Annotated in this window: 22 protein-coding genes; 5 read left to right on the top strand and 17 right to left on the bottom strand. The window is 33.3% G+C overall.

Annotated elements, in window-relative coordinates; translation table 11 throughout:
* Nucleotides 1–6 precede the first annotated feature (6 nt).
* Entirely contained in the window at nucleotides 7–561 is a 555-nt protein-coding gene (gene ruvC / locus RB618_RS03560; protein WP_308067506.1) for a crossover junction endodeoxyribonuclease RuvC, read from the bottom strand.
* Nucleotides 562–651: 90 nt separating this feature from the next.
* On the opposite strand from ruvC, the gene RB618_RS03555 reads away from it, so the two are divergent.
* Both RB618_RS03555 and RB618_RS03550 read left to right on the top strand, forming a co-directional pair.
* Nucleotides 652–1,596: a hypothetical protein gene (locus RB618_RS03555; protein WP_308067505.1), complete on the top strand. Its 945-nt coding sequence runs from the start codon at nucleotides 652–654 to the stop codon at nucleotides 1,594–1,596.
* Nucleotides 1,593–2,696, top strand: a complete 1,104-nt coding sequence (locus RB618_RS03550) for a glycosyltransferase (protein ID WP_308067504.1) — start codon at nucleotides 1,593–1,595, stop codon at nucleotides 2,694–2,696. The genes RB618_RS03555 and RB618_RS03550 overlap by 4 nt, the downstream gene beginning before the upstream one ends.
* 94 nt (nucleotides 2,697–2,790) lie before the next feature.
* On the opposite strand, the gene RB618_RS03545 is transcribed toward RB618_RS03550, so the two are convergent.
* Nucleotides 2,791–3,276 (bottom strand): hypothetical protein, encoded by a 486-nt coding sequence (locus RB618_RS03545; RefSeq protein WP_308067503.1) that lies wholly within the window; start codon nucleotides 3,274–3,276, stop codon nucleotides 2,791–2,793.
* 35 nt (nucleotides 3,277–3,311) lie between these two features.
* Nucleotides 3,312–3,695 (bottom strand): hypothetical protein, encoded by a 384-nt coding sequence (locus RB618_RS03540; protein ID WP_308067502.1) that lies wholly within the window; start codon nucleotides 3,693–3,695, stop codon nucleotides 3,312–3,314.
* 44 nt (nucleotides 3,696–3,739) lie between these two features.
* On the opposite strand from RB618_RS03540, the gene RB618_RS03535 reads away from it, so the two are divergent.
* The gene (locus RB618_RS03535) at nucleotides 3,740–4,240 is read left to right on the top strand and encodes a DUF456 domain-containing protein (RefSeq protein ID WP_308067501.1); all 501 of its coding nucleotides are present in this window, start codon (nucleotides 3,740–3,742) and stop codon (nucleotides 4,238–4,240) included.
* 284 nt (nucleotides 4,241–4,524) lie between these two features.
* Entirely contained in the window at nucleotides 4,525–5,127 is a 603-nt protein-coding gene (locus tag RB618_RS03530) for a DUF937 domain-containing protein (RefSeq protein ID WP_008466405.1), read from the top strand.
* 63 nt (nucleotides 5,128–5,190) lie between these two features.
* On the opposite strand, the gene RB618_RS03525 is transcribed toward RB618_RS03530, so the two are convergent.
* The 7 genes from RB618_RS03525 to RB618_RS03495 all read right to left on the bottom strand — a co-directional run bounded on the left by RB618_RS03525 (nucleotide 5,191) and on the right by RB618_RS03495 (nucleotide 10,686).
* Nucleotides 5,191–6,099, bottom strand: coding sequence for a pseudouridine synthase (locus tag RB618_RS03525; RefSeq protein ID WP_111379589.1), 909 nt, complete (start codon nucleotides 6,097–6,099; stop codon nucleotides 5,191–5,193).
* 322 nt (nucleotides 6,100–6,421) lie between these two features.
* Nucleotides 6,422–7,378: a geranylgeranylglycerol-phosphate geranylgeranyltransferase gene (locus tag RB618_RS03520; protein WP_308067500.1), complete on the bottom strand. Its 957-nt coding sequence runs from the start codon at nucleotides 7,376–7,378 to the stop codon at nucleotides 6,422–6,424.
* A 62-nt stretch (nucleotides 7,379–7,440) separates the two neighbouring features.
* On the bottom strand, nucleotides 7,441–8,031 hold the full coding sequence (locus tag RB618_RS03515) for a DUF502 domain-containing protein (protein WP_308067499.1): 591 nt from the start codon (nucleotides 8,029–8,031) through the stop codon (nucleotides 7,441–7,443).
* A 76-nt stretch (nucleotides 8,032–8,107) separates the two neighbouring features.
* A complete protein-coding gene (locus RB618_RS03510) occupies nucleotides 8,108–9,046 on the bottom strand; it encodes a mevalonate kinase (RefSeq protein WP_308067498.1) in 939 nt (312 codons plus the stop codon).
* Nucleotides 9,047–9,049: 3 nt separating this feature from the next.
* The gene (locus RB618_RS03505; RefSeq protein WP_308067497.1) at nucleotides 9,050–9,355 is read right to left on the bottom strand and encodes a type II toxin-antitoxin system RelE/ParE family toxin; all 306 of its coding nucleotides are present in this window, start codon (nucleotides 9,353–9,355) and stop codon (nucleotides 9,050–9,052) included.
* Nucleotides 9,355–9,573, bottom strand: a complete 219-nt coding sequence (locus RB618_RS03500; protein WP_111367628.1) for a hypothetical protein — start codon at nucleotides 9,571–9,573, stop codon at nucleotides 9,355–9,357. Before RB618_RS03500 ends, RB618_RS03505 begins: the two co-directional genes overlap by 1 nt.
* Before the next feature lie 30 nt (nucleotides 9,574–9,603).
* Entirely contained in the window at nucleotides 9,604–10,686 is a 1,083-nt protein-coding gene (locus RB618_RS03495) for a diphosphomevalonate decarboxylase (RefSeq protein WP_308067496.1), read from the bottom strand.
* Between the two features lie 152 nt (nucleotides 10,687–10,838).
* Here RB618_RS03495 and RB618_RS03490 point away from each other — a divergent pair, with 152 nt between their 5' ends.
* Nucleotides 10,839–11,315, top strand: coding sequence for a TspO/MBR family protein (locus tag RB618_RS03490; protein ID WP_129746089.1), 477 nt, complete (start codon nucleotides 10,839–10,841; stop codon nucleotides 11,313–11,315).
* A 45-nt stretch (nucleotides 11,316–11,360) separates the two neighbouring features.
* Here RB618_RS03490 and RB618_RS03485 read toward each other — a convergent pair whose 3' ends face one another.
* The 7 genes from RB618_RS03485 to RB618_RS03455 form a co-directional block, all read right to left on the bottom strand.
* Nucleotides 11,361–12,101, bottom strand: coding sequence for a hypothetical protein (locus RB618_RS03485; protein ID WP_308067495.1), 741 nt, complete (start codon nucleotides 12,099–12,101; stop codon nucleotides 11,361–11,363).
* A gap of 73 nt (nucleotides 12,102–12,174) precedes the next feature.
* On the bottom strand, nucleotides 12,175–12,852 hold the full coding sequence (locus RB618_RS03480; RefSeq protein WP_308067494.1) for an MBL fold metallo-hydrolase: 678 nt from the start codon (nucleotides 12,850–12,852) through the stop codon (nucleotides 12,175–12,177).
* A 61-nt stretch (nucleotides 12,853–12,913) separates the two neighbouring features.
* Entirely contained in the window at nucleotides 12,914–13,486 is a 573-nt protein-coding gene (locus tag RB618_RS03475; RefSeq protein WP_308067493.1) for a Crp/Fnr family transcriptional regulator, read from the bottom strand.
* Nucleotides 13,487–13,490: 4 nt separating this feature from the next.
* Nucleotides 13,491–14,138 carry an HAD family hydrolase gene (locus RB618_RS03470; RefSeq protein ID WP_308067492.1) on the bottom strand — a complete coding sequence of 216 codons (648 nt, stop codon included), beginning with the start codon at nucleotides 14,136–14,138 and terminating at the stop codon, nucleotides 13,491–13,493.
* A 6-nt stretch (nucleotides 14,139–14,144) separates the two neighbouring features.
* A complete protein-coding gene (locus tag RB618_RS03465; protein WP_308067491.1) occupies nucleotides 14,145–15,353 on the bottom strand; it encodes an NAD(P)/FAD-dependent oxidoreductase in 1,209 nt (402 codons plus the stop codon).
* A 158-nt stretch (nucleotides 15,354–15,511) separates the two neighbouring features.
* Nucleotides 15,512–16,189, bottom strand: coding sequence for a glycerophosphodiester phosphodiesterase family protein (locus RB618_RS03460; protein ID WP_308067490.1), 678 nt, complete (start codon nucleotides 16,187–16,189; stop codon nucleotides 15,512–15,514).
* A gap of 183 nt (nucleotides 16,190–16,372) precedes the next feature.
* Entirely contained in the window at nucleotides 16,373–18,040 is a 1,668-nt protein-coding gene (locus RB618_RS03455) for an alpha-amylase family glycosyl hydrolase (protein ID WP_308067489.1), read from the bottom strand.
* Nucleotides 18,041–18,198 lie beyond the last annotated feature (158 nt).

Genomic DNA, 18,198 nt, shown 5'->3' with positions numbered 1-18,198 from the left:
ATATAGCTATTTTCTTATCTTATCCTCATTTTGTTTTACAAAAGCATCCCAACCCGAATAACTTTTTCCAGCCACGACTTTACCAGAATTAAAATGATGACAAACCGCAGCAGCCAAACCGTCTGTAGAGTCGAGATTTTTGGGTAATTCTTTTAAGCCTAAAAGCTGTTGCAGCATTTTTGCAACTTGTTCTTTACTGGCATTTCCGTTTCCAGTAATCGCCATTTTTATTTTTTTAGGTTCGTACTCAGTAATCGGAATTCCTCTTGAAAGTCCCGCTGCCATTGCAACGCCTTGAGCTCGACCTAACTTCAGCATCGATTGAACGTTTTTGCCAAAGAAAGGCGCTTCAATGGCAATTTCATCAGGGCAATGTGTTTCGATTAGTTCAATAGTTCGCTCGAAAATGATTCTTAGTTTTTGGTAATGATTGTCGTATTTGGAAAGTTGCAATTCGTTTAATTGCAGAAATTCCATTTTTTTATTGATTACTTTAATCAATCCAAACCCCATAATGGTGGTTCCAGGGTCAATACCTAATATGATGCGTTCTTGTGTCAAGAGATTGTGGTTTCAAGTTTAAGGTTTCAAGTTTAGAAAATTGACTCATTTTCTCACTTCCTAATTGCCACATTTGATTACTTTTGCGGCATGATTTCAATTCCTCACAAAGCTAAGCAATTCCTAGTTCTTCTGGCCAAACTTTTAATTGTTGGCGGTGCATTTTATTTTATTTATAATCAGTTGGCTAACAATGACAAATTGGACTGGCAAAAGTTTATTGTTTTATTCAAGAAAAACCAGTCGGTTTTAGGGATTTCGTTTATCTTGCTTTTGAGTGTTTTGAACCGCTATTTTGAGATTCTGAAATGGCAGAATCTTGCGCAGGTTATTCATAAAATCTCGGTTTACGAAGCCACAAAGCAGGTTTTAGCAGCATTGACAGCTGGAATTTTTACACCAAATGGAGTAGGAGAGTACGCGGGAAAAGCGTTGTATTATCCAAAAACGGAAACCAAAAGAGTTGTTTTCTTAAACTTAATCTGCAACGGAATCCAGATGATTTTAACGATCATTTTTGGAATTTTTGGATTATTGTATTTTAATGCTGAATTTAATGTAATCACAACTAAAACGGTTCTGATTCTTTTTGGTGGATTTATGCTGATTTTAATTTTATTATTCTCCATTAAAAAGATAAAAGTCAAAGGATATTCGATAGAAAAACTGATTCATAAAATCAACGAAATCCCGAAATCGGTTCATCAGAAAAATATCTTTTTAGGAATCTGCCGTTATTTGGTTTTCTCTCATCAATATTACTTTTTGTTTTTAGGTTTTGATGTCGATTTGCCTTATTTCACTTTAATGGCTGCGATTACATCGGTTTACTTTTTGGCTTCATCATTGCCGACATTTCAGTTTTTAGATTTTGCTGTAAAAGGAAGCGTTGCGATATATTTCTTCGGAATTTTGGGCGTAAACGAATGGATTGTAATTTTCATCAGCACCTTAATGTGGTTCTTGAATGTCGTATTGCCAGTAGTTCTAGGAAGCTATTTTGTACTGAATTTTAAAACCAAAACTGTAGAATGATATTTGTTTTATTCTCCATATTAGCAATTTATGTTTGTAGCATCTGCTTGCTTGTTTATGGTTTTTTCAGAATAAAAAAATATCAAAAAACAGATTTAAAACCGCAAACCAGTTTTACGATTATTGTTCCGTTTAGAAACGAAGAAGAAAATCTACCCAATCTTTTAAAAAGCATTTCTAAACTTAATTATCCGACAGATTTATTTGAAGTGATTTTAGTTGATGATAATTCTAAAGATAAATTCCAAGTTTTAAATTCCAAATTCCAAGTTTCAATTGTCGATAACATTAGGGTCTCAAATTCCCCAAAAAAAGACGCGATTACAACGGCAATGCAGCATGTAAAAACCGATTGGGTTATCACAACCGATGCCGATTGTATTGTTTCTGAAAACTGGCTTCTGACTTTTGACAATTATATTCAGCAGAATAAAGTTTCAATGCTAGCGGGTGCTGTAATTTATCAATGTAAAAACTCATTTTTAGATCATTTCCAGCAATTAGATTTAACGAGTTTGCAAGGCGCAACGATTGGAAGTTTTGGTTTGAAGAAAGGTTTCATGTGCAACGGAGCTAATTTTGCGTACAGAAAATCATTGTTTGAAAAACTGAATGGCTTTGATGGGAATGACAAAATTGCTAGCGGAGATGATGTCTTTTTATTGCAGAAAGCGATAGAAAAGTTTTCCAAAGAAGTTCATTATCTAAAAGCTAAAGAAGCAATTGTTGTTACGAAACCAACCGAAAATTGGAAAGCATTGTTTCATCAAAGAGTGCGCTGGGCAGCAAAAACAAGTTCTTACAAAAGTACTTTTGGAAAGTTTTTAGGACTTATTGTTTTCTTTGGGAATCTAACTTTGGTTATTTGTTTTTTCTTATTTCTTTTTGGAGTTCTAAGTTATCCGATTCTAGTTTTATTTGCCTTTTTTAAATTTATAATCGATTTTGGTTTGCTTTCTGTCACCAATCAATTCTTAACTAAAACACGAATTAAGAGTCTTTTATTGAGCAGTTTATTGTATCCATTTTTTAGTTCAGCAGTAGCTTTGTACAGCTTGTTTGGTTCTTATGAATGGAAAGACCGACGCTTTGTAAAATAAATTAACCATTTAAGTTATATAAGAAATTTAAGTTAAGCGAATCGGTAAACGCATTCTAATTTTAAATGAACTTACATTACTTATATGGTGTAAATTATTTATCGTCTTTTGCTTTTAGAATAACAGGCAGAATAAATTGTGTTTTTACTGGAATTCCACGTTTTATGGCAGGATTTACTTTCGGGAAATCGACTAAGCGAGCATGAAGAATGCTGTCGATTTTTATGGTGTCATAAGCAACAGAATCTTTAGGAAACTGAGGCTCAAACTTCATGGTTGAGTTTGGAAAAACGGTTACTTTTACCTCAATAGTATCCAATTCTGGATATAAAATAGACAAAGTATCGACGTTTAGTTTTTCTTGAATAAGACTTGACATGACCTCGAAAAAACATTGTTGGCGAAGTTTTTTATCGGCAATTTTTTCGCAGTTAGAGACAGAAGGATATTCATCAACTTCTTTCCAGTTGATTGATTTTAACTCTTTTTGAAGTAACTCTTTTTCAGACGGAACCTGCTTCTCAAAATATTGACAAGAATTAAAAAGAATACAAATAAAAAAAGGGAAAAACTGCCTCAAAGTTTTAAAATTGAATGAATGAACAAAAATACGGATTATTTTTTTTGGGATGCTTTGTATTCTAAATAATCTTCATAGTTTTCAGACAGCCAAGTTTCTTTGTTTTTTTCTGCAACTTCCTTCTGATCAGGATATAATTTGACAAGTCTATCTGAAAAAGCGGCTATTTGAACGGTATAATTATAAAATTCAGTTTTCGTTAAAAGTATATCAGGATCAGTCTTTTTATTGAAAAATTCAAAAAACAGCTTATCAAAGTCTTTCATTGAAAAATTTAAGATTTTTTTCTTATAAATACTATATAGGCTATCCCTTAATATTTGGTCATCTAAAGAAAGTTTCTTAGATTGAGCATATGTGTTCTGGCTAATAAAAGACACAAAAAAAGATAGAATAATTATTTTTACGAGAGTTCGCATTATTAAAATTGCTTAAATTGTAAGTACAAATTTACAAAAACATTATGGATTTATTTTTAACATTGCTCGGTTTTATATGTGTAATTGTAGGTGTTTTTGGGAGTTTTCTTCCTGTTTTGCCTGGATTATCAAGTTGTTGGGTCGGATTGTTGTTGCTATATCTCACCAAGGCTGTTGAAAACAATTACTGGGTTTTAGGAATCACTTTTGTTTTGATGGTAGTGATTACAGTTTTGGATTATGTAATTCCATCTAAGGGAACCAAAAAGTTTGGAGGAAGCTCTTATGGAGTTTGGGGAACTAACATTGGTTTGATTATCGGCATTTTAGCGCCAATTCCGTTTGGAATTATTATTGGACCATTTGTAGGAGCGCTCGTAGGCGAGTTATTGTACGATTCTCAAAATCATAAACGTGCCTTAAAAGCAGCCACGGGTTCTGTTCTCGGATTCTTGGCTTCAAGTTTTGTCAACTTCTTTTTCTCAGTAATTTATCTCGGGATTTTTCTGACTATCCTTTGGCAAAATAGACAGCTTATTTTCTAAATGGTAATTTTGACCTTAAGCTTTTTCTTATATTTTTGATTTTTTAAAAAAAACTCTTAAAATTTTAAAAATAATTTTTGTATCTTATAAGTTACGCTAAGCTTTATATTTCCTCATTTCTGTATTTTTTAGGGCTAAATGCTTGAAAATCGACTACCTAAATTTTTAACTTAATTTTTGGAAATGTTAAAATATTTTATATTTTTATCACGATAATCGATGAAAAGCCTCACTTTATCGGTTATTTTAAATAAGTATAAATAATCATTTTTTAAGTTATGAGTATGACCCCAAACCTACAAATTGAACTTAGACGCTTTATTTCTTCTAATGTTGTCTCCAAGTTAAACAAGTTTTATTTTGAAAATGATGCACTTTTAATCAAGGGAATAGACGTCTCGATCGGCACAATTTTGATGGGACTCTACAACAAAGCCGAAGAATCTGATTTTTACTCCGAAATTGTTTCACTAATCCAAGAAGACTCCACTTTTTACCAAGAAGTAGATTTTAATGCAGGCAGAATTTTATCAGTCGATGACTGCTACCGTTTAGAAGGAAATGTATTGCTTAAAGAATTGTTCTCGAACAAGAAAGGAAGAATTTCAGAAATGGTTTCTAACGAAGTTGGCATTAAAAGTGAAACAGCTAGAGAAATACTTAACTTTTCAGCATTACTTGTAATGTCTTATTTAAGATACAATCTTCAGTTAATAGAAAGTTTAAAACTCCTTTTAGAAGATCAAAAAAGAGATATTTTAAACAGCATTCCTCCCGGAATCAAAATCATCCTAGGTTTTTCAAATTACGAAACAGTAGAAGACAAAAACCAATCTATCGGAAGATCTATTTTTACCCTTTTCGGACATAATTTCTTTAGTTTTTAAATATAAAAAATCCCATTTTCAAAAGAAAACAGGATTTCGTTATGACTTAAATTTGAAAAATGCTTATGTGTTTTTCAAATTGATAATTTCTTGATCGGTCAAAAAGCGCCAGTTTCCGCGAGGAAGATTCTTTTTGGTCAGTCCAGCAAACGAAACACGGTCAATTCTTAAGACATTATATTCAAAAGATTCAAAAATAGAACGCACCACTTTTACGTTAGCAGTACGCAATTTAAGACCAACTTCGCTTTTTGGTTCATTATCAATATAGCTTACTTCTTCAACAAAAACGCGGTGTCCGTCAAGAACAAGACCTTTGCTGATTTTTTCTAAATCTTCAAACTTCAAGTTTTTGTCTAAAGAAACCTGATAAATCTTAGACGATTTCTGATTCGGCAATGTAAATTTACGAATCATATCAGTATCGTTGGTAAACAAAAGCAAACCAGTTGTATTTTTGTCCATTCTTCCGACAGCAGCAATTTTTGCATTTGTAGCACCACGAACAAGTTCTAGAACGTTACGGTATTCCTGACCTTCATCAAAGGCAGTTGTAAAGTTTTTAGGTTTGTTCAATAAAATATATTCTTTCTTTTCGGGAGTTAACGTAACACCGTCAAAGTTTACAACATCATTCAGTTTTACCAAATAACCCATTTCAGTAACTACAGTACCGTTAACTTTTACGTTTCCAGACTGAATATAAATATCGGCATCACGACGAGAACAAACACCAGAATTAGAGATGTATTTGTTCAGACGAATTTCATCTGAAGCCTTTTGTCTCTTAGCAGGCTGATTTTGTTTTCTAAATTTTTCAGCAGCAGCTTCCTGAGCAGCTTTAACTTCAGGTTTTACTTTTTTAGGCCCTTGCGCGCGCTTAGCCATAGGAGGTTTTGGCTTGTTAGAGTTTGGTCGTGAGCTGTTTGGTCTCGATCCGCCTCTTTTATTGTTGCCTTCCTTGTTGTTCATAGAATCATTAATTTGTGCAAAGATAGTTTTTTCCTGCTAATAAATCTTAAGTTCAATGTTCTTAGATTAATAGCGTTTTATTTTAAGATGTTCAGGAGCAATACAATTGGCTTCTTTTCAAACATGGTTTCCCGCTTTCCGTTTCAATTTTTTATTTTTTAAAGAAAAAAATAAAAAGATTTCCACTTCAATCGGGGCTAAAACACAATCAATTGGCTTCTTTTAAAGATTGTTATTTCATAGAGATCCGCAAAGTTTGTACAGAGCCACACAAAGAAAAAAATCTGCTAAATCTGCCAGATCTGCGGGAAATTAAAAAGCTTTAGTAATTAGAAATCAATTCGCGACCATGCCATAATACGCTAGGATTAATCAGAACAATACAGCAAACGCCTGATACAATCAAGAATTTAAGAACATTATGAAGTCTTAAGTATTGTTCTTTAGAGTCAGATTTCCATAAATAAATTAAGAAAAAAAGTAGGATTCCAAAACAGACATAAAAATAGATGTCCATATAGCCCACATCATAAATGTTAACCAAAACATATACAGGTAAAATGGTTAACAAAGTCAAAAGCGTTATAATTTGCTTAGAAATTTTTTCTCCGTATAAGACGGGAATCGTTCTATAATCACTTACCAAATCGCCTTTGAGGTTTTCTAAATCTTTTATCATTTCGCGAATCAATAAAAGCAGAAACAAGAAAACCGCATGTGCCGAAATTACCATAAAATGGCTCATGTGATTCTCAATTTCTTCAAATGAAATCTTATTGTAAAAGTAAAGCAAAATGGCAAAAAAAGGCGTCACAGCAAGCAATGCAGACATTAAATTTCCTACAATTGGATACTTTTTAATTTTATGCGAATAAAACCAAATCATGAAAATATAAACAGAAAAGAACAGAAAAGCTCTCCATGAAACTATAAAAGCCATTAGAACAGCAAGAAAATTCAAACTGAAATAAACGTTCAATTTGGTCTTTTGACTTACCAAACGATCCAGCATCGATTTATTTGGACGATTAATCAAATCCTTCTGGCTGTCGTAAAAATTATTGATGATATATCCTGATGCGATTGTAATAGCCGATGCGAATACAATTAAAAACAAATGAAAATCAAGCAAGATATCTAGCGCTCTAATTTCTGGAGCCAAAATAAAAATGGCCGACAAGTATTGCGCTAAAACAATGATCGGAATATTGTAACCTCGAACTACAGAGAACAGACTAACAATTTTCATTACTAAAAGTTTTTGCTGTCTGCTTAACATAAATGATATGGTGGTATTGATTTGATTTAGGGAAGTTAAAGTATATTTTTTGATTTAAAAAACTAGAGTTTATTTTTTAACAATTCTTGAGACCCATAACCTAATTTTCGAATGCAGGCCAAAGCTTGTTTTTGTGTAATATCGATTTCTGTAATATCTTTTTTATCTACAAAAACCACCGATCCGCTCCACGGATTTGGAGCATCTGGAATAAAAACTGTAAATTTCTCACTACTGACTTGCTCTATTAAAAAAGCAAATTGTAAACCAGCATCCGTAGGAACTAAAATTACTTTTAAATCATCTTTAGATTCTAAACCCAGTATATTTTCATTCATGCTTTTCATAAATGAATAACCAGGAACAAAACTTAAAATACCATCTTCTAATTTCTGGACTAATTTTTCAGCTGCCGTAGTTTTTGCCAATAATCCAGCAATAAAACAAATTAAAATTATAATCAATATTCCAACAAGCTCCTGAATTGCAAGTCCTAAAACGCTTACTTTTGGTAAAGTGCTTACAAGTGGGAGTGTAGTTTTTTGTACAAGTCCATATCCTTTTTCCAAAACAATTAATAGTACAACCAATGGTACTAGAAACAGAATTCCTCCTAAAAAAGTTGCTTTGAGAATCTTTAAAATACTTTTCATAGGCAATAATTTTTTAAGATTAAATGTTAGGAAAGGGTATTCAGTAAATCACAACACTATTTTAAGAGGTTTAACTTTAGAACTGGTAAACTACTTCTAATTTATAGTCTTTTAAAGATGCTTTGGCTCTTTCTAAATCTTCGGTAAAACCTAGGATGTAACCGCCACCGCCAGAACCACAAAGTTTTAAGTAATAATCGTTTGTGTCAATTCCGTGTTGCCAAATTCCGTGAAACTGTTCTGGAATCATTGGCTTAAAATGGTTTAAGACAACTTTAGAAAGCTTTTTGGTATTGGTAAACAAAGACTTCATATCGCCGTGCAGGAAGTTTTCTACGCAAGCATCTGTATATTTTACAAACTGATTTTTAAGCATCGCACGGAAACCTTTATCTTTTAAATTTTCCATAAAAATACTAACCATTGGAGCTGTTTCTCCAACAATTCCTGAGTCTAACAAAAATACAGCACCTTTTCCGTCAAAACTTTGAGTTGGAATTCCAGTTGCCTCGATATTGTCTTTAGAATTAATCAGGATTGGAATGCTCAAATAGCTGTTTAAAGGGTCTAAACCAGAACTTTTCCCGTGGAAAAAGCTTTCCATTTGAGAAAATATATTTTTTAAGTGTAATAATTTTTCGCGAGTCAGATTTTCTAGAACAGTGATTTTGTTTGTCGCATATTTATCATAAATAGCAGCAACAAGTGCACCACTGCTTCCAACACCATACCCTTGCGGAATACTTGAGTCGAAATACATTCCAGTTTCAACATCATTTTGAAGTGTTTCTAAGTCAAAAGTAACTAATTCTGGCTGTTGAGTATGAAGAACTTCAAGATAAGCGGCAAAACTTTTCAAGCTTTTGTTTGATGCAATTGCTTCAGCTGAAGGTTCTTCAGATTTCTTCAATGCACCATTGTAAAAATTATAAGGAATAGAAAGTCCTTTAGAGTCGCGAATAATTCCGTATTCTCCAAAGAGTAATATTTTTGAGTAAAATAGTGGTCCTTTCATGATTTATTTTATGTCTTTCTTAATTTTATTTGGGTTTTGTCTGGTGTCGAAAATATTATGAATTCTGATTTCATTTGCGCTAAAACTATACAATAAACTTGATTGTTTTGTTATAACACATTTTCGATATTTCTTGTTTATTGATGATTTTGGAAAAATCTCAGGATTCATCACCATTATTGAAATTGCTTTTTCAAATTTGACAATAAACATTCTTTTTGATTTTTCTGACCATCTTGCTTCAATGAACTGTAAAACTGAATCTAAATTTTTCTCAGCTGTTTTTGAAAAACTTACTTTAAGATCCACTATCTGTATTTTTTCATAACATCCTCGTAGCTCGTAAATTCTCCTCTTTCGAATTCTAATTCACTTTGAGCTATATCTTCTTTTTGTTGATCAGTTAAATCATCCCACCAATCTTTTTTATTTTTTCTAAGCAATTTTGCAATCGCCATAATAAGTGTAGGATCATTAGTCTCTTTCAACATCTCCATCGCCTCACGTTTTTCTAATTGAATGTCCATAACCAAAAATTTAACTAAAGATACGGAAAATTATGATGTAATTGCACCGCTTCCAATTTTGTCGCAAATGTATTGACTATTCTGACAAAATACAACTAATTCGTCTTGAATAAATTGAAGTACTTTTTCTGTAACGTTTTCGGGATAAAGTACATGCACATTTGCTCCAGCATCAAGCGTAAAACACACCGGAATCTGAGTTTCATTTCTAAATTTCCATATTGCATTTATGATTTGTAGCGTATTTGGCTTCATCAAAATGAAATATGGCATCGATGTCATCATCATGGCGTGTAGCGTTAAAGCTTCACTTTCTACAACTTTGATGAATTCGTCTAAGTTTCCACTTTCAAAAATGGCAATTAATTTATCTAGATTTTCGTGTGCTTGTGCAAAACGTCTTTCTGCATACGGGTGATTGTGCATTAAATCGTGTCCAACCGTACTAGAAACTTGTTTTTCACCTTTGTCAACCAGTAGAATCGTATCTTGATAATTTTTGAAATTCTCGTGAATCGTATACGGAAATTCAACACCAAACAAATCTGTACTTCCTTCAATATTAGCCTGATTTCCCCAAACGACTACATTTCCTTTTACGCTTCGACACGCACTTCCTGAGCCTAAGCGAGCCAAGAATGAAGCTTTTTGATAGAAATAATCATCAGTCATTTCTGGATTTAGTAATTTCTCTAAACTCATAAAATTCATTGCCAATGCAGCCATTCCAGAAGCCGAAGAAGCAATTCCGGAACTGTGCGGAAATGTATTTTGGGTATCAATCGTAAAATGATAGTCTTTTAAAAACGGCAGATAAACTTCAACTCTTTCTAAAAACTTCTGAATCTTTGGTTTGAAATCTTCTTTTGGTTTTCCTTCAAAAAGCAAATCAAAAGAAAAGTTTCCTTGGTTCTCTTTTTTAGAGAAGGTAAGTTTTGTGATTGTTTTGCAGTTATTTAACGTAAAACTTACCGAAGGATTTGCTGGAATCTGGTTGTCCTTTTTTCCCCAGTATTTCACCAAGGCAATGTTGCTTGGAGCACTCCATTCAAAGTTTCCGTTTTCGATTGTTGAAGAATATGGATTTGGTATAAAATCAGCTGCTGTTAACATGAATTATAAAATTTTGGCAAAGATAGTTTTTAAATTTTTTCACCATATAAGGAATATAAGAAAATGTAAGCAGGCTTTAGTAAAATGAACTTACATTACTTATATGGTTTAAAATTTTCTTTTGCCTATTTTTGAATTCAAAATTTAATACAATGAATAAGTTCGTAAAAATCGCTATAGCTTTAGTAATTTGTTTAACAGTAGGATATTCTGCGGGAGTGGTTACAAAACCAAGTATTGAAACTTGGTATGTAATGCTAGAGAAGCCTGTTTTTAATCCGCCGAATTGGATTTTTATGCCGGTTTGGACAGTACTTTACATTTTAATGGCCGTTGCAGCTGCATTGGTTTGGGACAAAATTAAAGTAGAGACAGAAGAAGTTAAAAAAGCATTACTTTTCTTTATTATTCAATTGATTTTAAACTCAATTTGGTCTTATTTATTCTTTGGTTTGAAAAACCCAATGTTAGCTTTAATCGAAATTGTTCTTTTATGGTTGATGATTTACGAAACGTATTTGAAATTCATCAAAATCAATAAAACTGCAGGTTATTTACTGATTCCGTATTTAGCTTGGGTTGGGTTTGCAACAGTTTTAAATGCGAGTATTTGGTGGTTGAATAAGTAAAATTTTAGGTTCAGGTTTCAGGTTTTTTTTGTTTCAAGTTAAGTGTTACTTTAGCTTCTTAAATTCTTCATTTTTAGCATATAAAAAATCCATTGTATAAAGTAAATTCTTTTGTTTTAGAATAATTTCCGATTGCGGATCGGCTGTACAAAATTCTAGAAAAAGAGTTTTTTCATCAGAATTTAATTTTAAGTCTTTTGTAAAGAAATCTAAAGGACAGGTTGCTTCCGCGAATGTTTTGAAATCTAATTCAGAAGTTTTCTTTTTAGGCTTTTTATTGCTGTTTTCTTCCTTTTTGAACAAACCTAAAAGACCAGCGCCCATAGCGCCAAAATTCATTCCATTTGAAATGGTGCCATCATAAACTCCTGTGTATTTCCGTAAATCGCGAGAAGCTCTCTGTAATGCGATCGAATCTGAAACTTCTTGAGTTGGACCTACATGTGGAAATTTTATAGCGGTAATTAGAACTTCATCCAATTCTTCAGGTTTTAGAATCATATTTACAATAATATTGTTCTGATCTATATTTTCCTGGGAAATTTTTAGTCTTTTAAAAAAGTAATCTTTAGAGAAAAACAACACACTATCTTGTGGTCGTACCAGAATCGAAAATTCTCCCAATTCATTTGTTCTTGTGCTGGTTTTGGCAGTTTTATTAATTACTTCTACTTTATTAAGCGGAATGTTTTGCGAAAACACTTTTCCGTTCAATACTTTTTCGTTTTGAGAAACGCTGAGTTGATAAGTGAAAATAGAAATTGTGGTAAGTAATTTTACTCTCATAAAGGATTGATTAGTTGAGAGTAAAATTATTAGAATAGTCTTAACGAAAACTTACAGAATCTGTAAATTCTTGTTAATATACAATGTTGCTTTTTTGAATAAATTTTTCGAATTCACCATTATTAAATAAAACAGGTCCGTGACCAAAACAAAGTATTTTTGGTTTTAGGGAAGCCAATTTTAGAATGGATTTTCTATTGGTTTCTTTATCGGCCGTAAATAAATGAGGAGGTTCATGCAAACCGACTTTTGTAGTTAAAAGGTTCATATTGGTCATCACATCTCCAACAATTAAAACGCCGTCTTTTTCTCTGAAAAAAGAGATATGACCTCTTGAATGCCCTGGAGTTTCAATGACAGTAAAGCCACCAATTTGATCTCCTTCTTTTAAGGTTTCAGTAACAGGATGTCCTTTTCCTGCCCAAAAGTTTTTCTGAAATTTCGAAATAAAATGATTTGGGTTTGGGTATTCTGTAATTACATTTCCGTTTTCAGCAAATTCCTTTTCAGGTTCACTGCATAAAAGGGGAATATTTAAGGTTTCACAGATTATTTTACTGCTTCCTTGATGATCGGCGTGAGCGTGAGTTAGAGCATGTTTTGTTATTGATTTGCTTTTTAAAGCTTTTAATATTTTACTGGCAGAAGTTCTAATTCCTGCATCAATTAAAACATCTTCAATCAAATAACAATTTATAGCGTTTCTAGGAAATAATGGAATTTGGTAAACGTTTTTGGTAATATTCTTCATCTTTTTCAAATTTTATTTTGGCAAAGATTTGAATTCCATTTATCAACTCACTTGATAAATGTTAAGAAATGTCCTGACGGATTCTGCTCAACGATTCTGGAGTAATTCCGAGAAAAGAAGCGATATAAATTAAAGGCGTTCGCTGAATTATTTTGGCTGGAGCCGATGCTAAAAAAGTCTGGTATTTTTCTTTGGCAGGAATCATTTGCAGTTTTAAAACACGATCTGCCATGCAGAGGTAATTTTGCTCCGCTAAAATTCTTCCGACACGTTCCCAATTTGGAATTTCACCATACAAAAACTGCATTTTTCCGAAAGTAATCGAAAGCACTTCGCAGTCTTCAATACATTGAATATTTTCAAAAGATGGCGTCTGATTGATGAAACTGGAATATGAAGCAATAAAACCTTCGTCAGAACTTAAATAGGTAGTGATTTCTTTTCCGTCTTTTAAATAATAAACACGAGCAAGACCTTCGAGAATAAAGAAAATCTTGTTGCTAGTTTTTCCCATTTCAGAAAGGAATTCTTTCGCTTTAAATCTTTCATATTCAAAACAAGAATTGATCATTTCGATTTCATTTTCAGAAAACGAAGCGATTGATAGTATCTGTTTTTTTAAAGAAGGATTCATGATTTTATAAAATAGCAATCAGTTCCGAAGCAGTATTAATAACCGTTTTTGCACCGCTGGCTTTCAATTCTTCTTCTGTTCTGTAGCCCCAAGTAACGCCAACAGGAAACATATTAGCGTTTACCGCGGTTTTCATATCAATATCAGAATCGCCAACAAAAAGGATTTCTTCTGGTTTTAAATTCCATTTTTTACTGATTTCAATTGCTTCAAACGGATTTGGTTTTTTAAGTTCTTCTGTGCTTAAACCAATTGCTGTATCGAATTGTTTTGGAAATATCTCTGATGCTATTTTCTTCGTCAATTCGTCGGCTTTGTTAGAGAAAACCGCCATTTTGATGTTTTGCGAAGTCAGTTTTTCAAGCAATTCAACAATTCCATCATAAGGTTTCGTTTTCAGCGTACAGATTTTAGTATATTCATCAACCATACATTCAAAACAACTTTCGATTTCATCATCAGAACTGTTTGCAGCGGGCAAAGCTTTGCTAACCAGATTTCGCAAACCACTTCCTATAAAATATTGATATGTGTCGTAAGTATGTGTGGGATAATTTAGAGCGGTAAGCACTTTATTCATCGCGTCCGAGATATCGTGTAATGAATCTACTAGCGTTCCGTCTAAATCAAAAATAATTCCTTTAAATTTCATTTTGTATTAAATATTTTGAGCCAGAATAAACCCGCTTGTCCAGGCATTCTGAAAATTAAATCCTCCTGTAATAGCGTCGATATTTACAATTTCGCCAGCAAAATAAAGATTTTCGTGAATTTTGCTTTCCATGGTTTTGAAGTTGATTTCCTTTAAATCGATTCCGCCAGCCGTTACAAATTCTTCTTTAAAAGTGCTTTTTCCGTTGACTTTAAATTCGGCTTTTGTTAACTGTGAAGTTAAATTCTGCAATTGATTTTTAGATAAATCGGCCCACTTAGTCTCTGAATCAATTCCCGAAGCCAAAACCAGACTTTCCCATAAACGGTTCGGAAAATCGAAGGGAGATTTTTTAGAAACTGCTTTTTTAGCATGCTCTTGTTTTAAATCTTTCAGGATTTTTTCCGCATCTTCATAATCAACGTCATTTAACCAATTCACAAAAATGGTAAACTGATAATTTTTGTCATGTAAAATGCGTGCGCCCCAAGCCGAAAGTTTCAGAATTGCTGGTCCGCTCATTCCCCAGTGCGTAATCAATAAAGGGCCAGTAGATTCTAGTTTTGTATCTTTTACATGAACGGTAACCTGTGCTGCAACGCCAGGTAATTCTTTAATTCTCGAATCTTTGATATTGAAAGTAAATAGGGAAGGAACGGGGCTCACAATAGCGTGTCCGTGTTCCTGAAGCATTTCCCAAATTTTTGGATTGCTTCCTGTCGCCATTACTAATTTTTCGGCAGCATAATTGTCACTTTGTGTATCAATTTTCCAGTGATTTTCTTTTTTGAAAATAGATTGTACGCTTTGTCCTGTCAAGACTTTTATGCCTAATTTTTCGGTTGCTTTTAAGAAGCAATCGATAATAGTTTGTGAAGAGTTTGAAACTGGAAACATTCTTCCATCTTCTTCGATTTTTAACTCTACACCATGTTTTTCAAACCATTCGATAGTGTCTCCCGAACAAAATTGATGAAAAGGGCCTCGAAGTTCTTTTTCTCCACGTGGATAAAATTTTACCAGTTCGTTAGGTTCAAAACAAGCGTGTGTAACGTTGCATCGTCCGCCTCCGGAAACGCGGACTTTAGAAAGCACTTCTTTTCCTCTTTCTAAAATGGCGATTTTCAGTTTCGGATTTTTCTCTGCAATATTAATCGCAGTAAAAAAACCAGCTGCGCCTCCACCAACGATGATTATGTCGAAATTTTTGATCATATTTTTTTTGGTTGCCACTAATTACACGAATTGGCACTAATTTTTTTATTTAACCACAAATTACGCAAATTTTCACAAATTGATTTTCGCATTTTATTTGTGAAAATTTGTGGAATTTGTGGCAAAAAAAAACTTTTAATCTGTTGCTATTTTAAACTTTATATTTTGTCTGGATTATCGGAGATAATTCCGTCTACTTTATAGCTTTTTACTTTTTGAATGTCTTCTTTTGAATTAACTGTCCATGGCAAAACCAGAAATCCTTTTTCCTGAATTTGTTGAACATTTTCTTCATTCAATAAATTAAAATCAGGATGAATGGCTTTTGCTTTTATTTCTTCGGCGAAAGCTAAAGTGGTATCAAGATTTTCTTCGGTTAAAACACCAATTGGGATATTTGGATTTAGGCTTGATGTTTCCTCTAACATATTCCAATCAAAACTTGAAATGATGAAATTCTCGTATTTCCAGCCTTTTTCTGAAATATATTTCTCAATTAACTGAACAACTTTAGGGGCAGTTCCTAATCCTTTTAATTCTATGTTGATGAGACATTTTTTGTCAACTAAATCAAAAATTTCATTTAGAGTTGGAATTTGATATTTTCCATCAATTAAAAAGGATTTCAATTCTGCTAAAGTAAAATCATTTACAAGACCTTTTCCGTTGGTTGTTCTGTCGATGGTTTCGTCGTGAATTACGATGATATGCCCGTCAGAGCTTAAATGAACATCGAGTTCAATTCCGTCTGAATTTAAGTCTAAGGCTTTTTGAAAAGCTTGTAAAGTATTTTCAGGTTCGTAGGCTTTGGCGCCTCGATGTGCAATTTTTAGCATTTTGCAGTGTTTTTTCTAACCGCAAAGGTCGCAAAGTTTTACGCAAAGCACACGATGATTTGTGAAAATTAAATAGCCACGAATTCACGAATTTTTATTTTCAAAGATTGTAAAAAAATAATTCGTGAATTCGTGGCTAACAAAACTTAGCGCACTTAGCGTAAATCTTAGCGTGCTTTGCGGTTAAATTATCTCCAGTAAAACAATATCAAAATCATTGTCGATAATCACTTTTCCGTCAATTACTTCAACTTCTTGATTTGAGTAAGCGTCTTTTAGTTTTGTTCCGTTTGGGAAGATGTCGCCAACTGGAAGCTCTTTCCTACCTTTTGGTAAATCTACTCCCATAACCACTTTATCTGTAAAAGAGCCTTTTGTAAAAGTTCTAGAAAAAGTATAAGGATATGGATTAATCAGTTGGTGTACACCAGCTCCAACAGCAGGATGATTTCGTCTAAACTGACCTAATTTCTGCCAATGCAAAAGTATTTTTTGAGTTTCAGGATTATTCTGAATAGCATCCCAGTTCATGTTAGAACGCAAAGTTGCATCGCCCTGAGTGCCTTCGATAACTAAAGATCGTGCCGATTCGTCTCCATAATAAACCTGAGACATTCCTGGGGAAAGCAGCAGTTTATTGGCCGTTTCGATGCTTTTGGTTCTGTTCGCATCAAAAGGCTGTCCGTCGTCGTGGGAAGACATATAATTAAGAACAGAATATCCTTTTAAGTCATTATTTAAAGCGTTGGAATATTTCGAAAATAAACTTTCATAATCGCTTTGAGCGGCATTCCATTTAAATTCAAAATTGATCATGCTGTTGAAGCCATTTTGGAAATAATTGACTTTTCGATCTCCAAAATCATAATCTTGTCCACCGCTAATTCCGTAACCGTAAACTTCGGCAATTGTATAAAACGGATTTTGATCTAAAACCTGCATCGGATGATGTTTTTTCCAAGTTTCAAAAGCGTACTCACATTCTTTTTTAAAGTCTGCCCAAACGTTTTCATCAGTATGTTTTACGGTATCTCCTCTGTAGCCATCAATTCCGAATTCTAAAATATAATCGGTAAGCCATTTGATGATGTAATATTTCGGAGTTCGTGGGTAATTTGTTCTTTTGAAAAATTCGTCTAATGAAGCAATTTCTTTTTCGTAACGACCTTCTTTTTTCCATTTTTCAACTAAAAAAGGAGGAAGCGCTACTTCTTGATTACTTTCAGTTCTAACATCTGGAAGATTATCAACCAAAGTACACATGGTTGTATTTTCAAACGATTTGTAATCGCAGACAACGCCAGTTCTAACCCAATCAGAAGGCCAAACCGGATCTTCTGGAGTTACTGGCCCTGTATGATTAATTACGCCGTCAAGAATGATTCGGATGCCTTTTTCGTGTGCTTTTTTTACTAAATTGGCTAAATCTTCTTTGGTTCCGAAATTAGGGTCTAGAGCTGTCCAGTCTTTTGCCCAATAACCGTGGAAGCCGTAACTCAATCCGGTTCCTTCATCAACACCATCGTGAATCTGTTCTACAATCGGCGTAAGCCAAATGGCATTTATTCCTAGTTTTTCAAAATATCCCGATTCGATTTTTTTGGTAATTCCGATGATATCTCCGCCTTCAAATCCGCGAAGTTTTCCGGGCGTTTTGGTTCGGTTAAAATTGACGTCGTTGGAAGTGTCTCCGTTGTAAAAACGATCTGTAAGTAAAAAATAAACATTTGCTCCTTCCCAAACGAAAGGTGTTTTCGAAGTATTTTCGTTATTCATTGTAACTGATTTTGAGCCAGAACAACCCGTAATTATGAATACTAAAGATAAAAAAAGGAAAGTGTATTTTTTCATTTATTTCAAATTTAACGAAGATTTATAATAAAGGTTCCGCCACGAATTTCACGAATTTTCACAAATTTAAATCTGATTAATTAATTCGTGGAAATTTGTGAAATTCGTGGCGGAAAAACTTTGCGTAGACGCACTGCAGTGCGTCTCTACATTATATA

This window comes from Flavobacterium sp. LHD-85, from assembly GCF_030929595.1.
In the GTDB taxonomy this organism is placed as follows: Bacteria; Bacteroidota; Bacteroidia; order Flavobacteriales; family Flavobacteriaceae; genus Flavobacterium.
This window is presented reverse-complemented; position numbering and strand designations above follow the sequence as displayed.

Excerpts from the sequence above, each read along its gene's own strand:
- RB618_RS03535 (WP_308067501.1), top strand. The coding sequence starts at position 3,740 with ATGGATTTATTTTTAACATTGCTCGGTTTTATATGTGTAATTGTAGGT.
- RB618_RS03540 (WP_308067502.1), bottom strand. The coding sequence starts at position 3,695 with ATGCGAACTCTCGTAAAAATAATTATTCTATCTTTTTTTGTGTCTTTT.
- RB618_RS03555 (WP_308067505.1), top strand. The coding sequence starts at position 652 with ATGATTTCAATTCCTCACAAAGCTAAGCAATTCCTAGTTCTTCTGGCC.
- RB618_RS03490 (WP_129746089.1), top strand. The coding sequence starts at position 10,839 with ATGAATAAGTTCGTAAAAATCGCTATAGCTTTAGTAATTTGTTTAACA.
- RB618_RS03480 (WP_308067494.1), bottom strand. The coding sequence starts at position 12,852 with ATGAAGAATATTACCAAAAACGTTTACCAAATTCCATTATTTCCTAGA.
- RB618_RS03530 (WP_008466405.1), top strand. The coding sequence starts at position 4,525 with ATGACCCCAAACCTACAAATTGAACTTAGACGCTTTATTTCTTCTAAT.
- RB618_RS03465 (WP_308067491.1), bottom strand. The coding sequence starts at position 15,353 with ATGATCAAAAATTTCGACATAATCATCGTTGGTGGAGGCGCAGCTGGT.
- RB618_RS03500 (WP_111367628.1), bottom strand. The coding sequence starts at position 9,573 with ATGGACATTCAATTAGAAAAACGTGAGGCGATGGAGATGTTGAAAGAG.
- RB618_RS03485 (WP_308067495.1), bottom strand. The coding sequence starts at position 12,101 with ATGAGAGTAAAATTACTTACCACAATTTCTATTTTCACTTATCAACTC.
- RB618_RS03470 (WP_308067492.1), bottom strand. The coding sequence starts at position 14,138 with ATGAAATTTAAAGGAATTATTTTTGATTTAGACGGAACGCTAGTAGAT.
- RB618_RS03515 (WP_308067499.1), bottom strand. The coding sequence starts at position 8,031 with ATGAAAAGTATTTTAAAGATTCTCAAAGCAACTTTTTTAGGAGGAATT.
- RB618_RS03495 (WP_308067496.1), bottom strand. The coding sequence starts at position 10,686 with ATGTTAACAGCAGCTGATTTTATACCAAATCCATATTCTTCAACAATC.
- RB618_RS03460 (WP_308067490.1), bottom strand. The coding sequence starts at position 16,189 with ATGCTAAAAATTGCACATCGAGGCGCCAAAGCCTACGAACCTGAAAAT.
- RB618_RS03520 (WP_308067500.1), bottom strand. The coding sequence starts at position 7,378 with ATGTTAAGCAGACAGCAAAAACTTTTAGTAATGAAAATTGTTAGTCTG.
- RB618_RS03550 (WP_308067504.1), top strand. The coding sequence starts at position 1,593 with ATGATATTTGTTTTATTCTCCATATTAGCAATTTATGTTTGTAGCATC.
- RB618_RS03475 (WP_308067493.1), bottom strand. The coding sequence starts at position 13,486 with ATGAATCCTTCTTTAAAAAAACAGATACTATCAATCGCTTCGTTTTCT.
- RB618_RS03510 (WP_308067498.1), bottom strand. The coding sequence starts at position 9,046 with ATGAAAGGACCACTATTTTACTCAAAAATATTACTCTTTGGAGAATAC.
- RB618_RS03525 (WP_111379589.1), bottom strand. The coding sequence starts at position 6,099 with ATGAACAACAAGGAAGGCAACAATAAAAGAGGCGGATCGAGACCAAAC.
- RB618_RS03455 (WP_308067489.1), bottom strand. The coding sequence starts at position 18,040 with ATGAAAAAATACACTTTCCTTTTTTTATCTTTAGTATTCATAATTACG.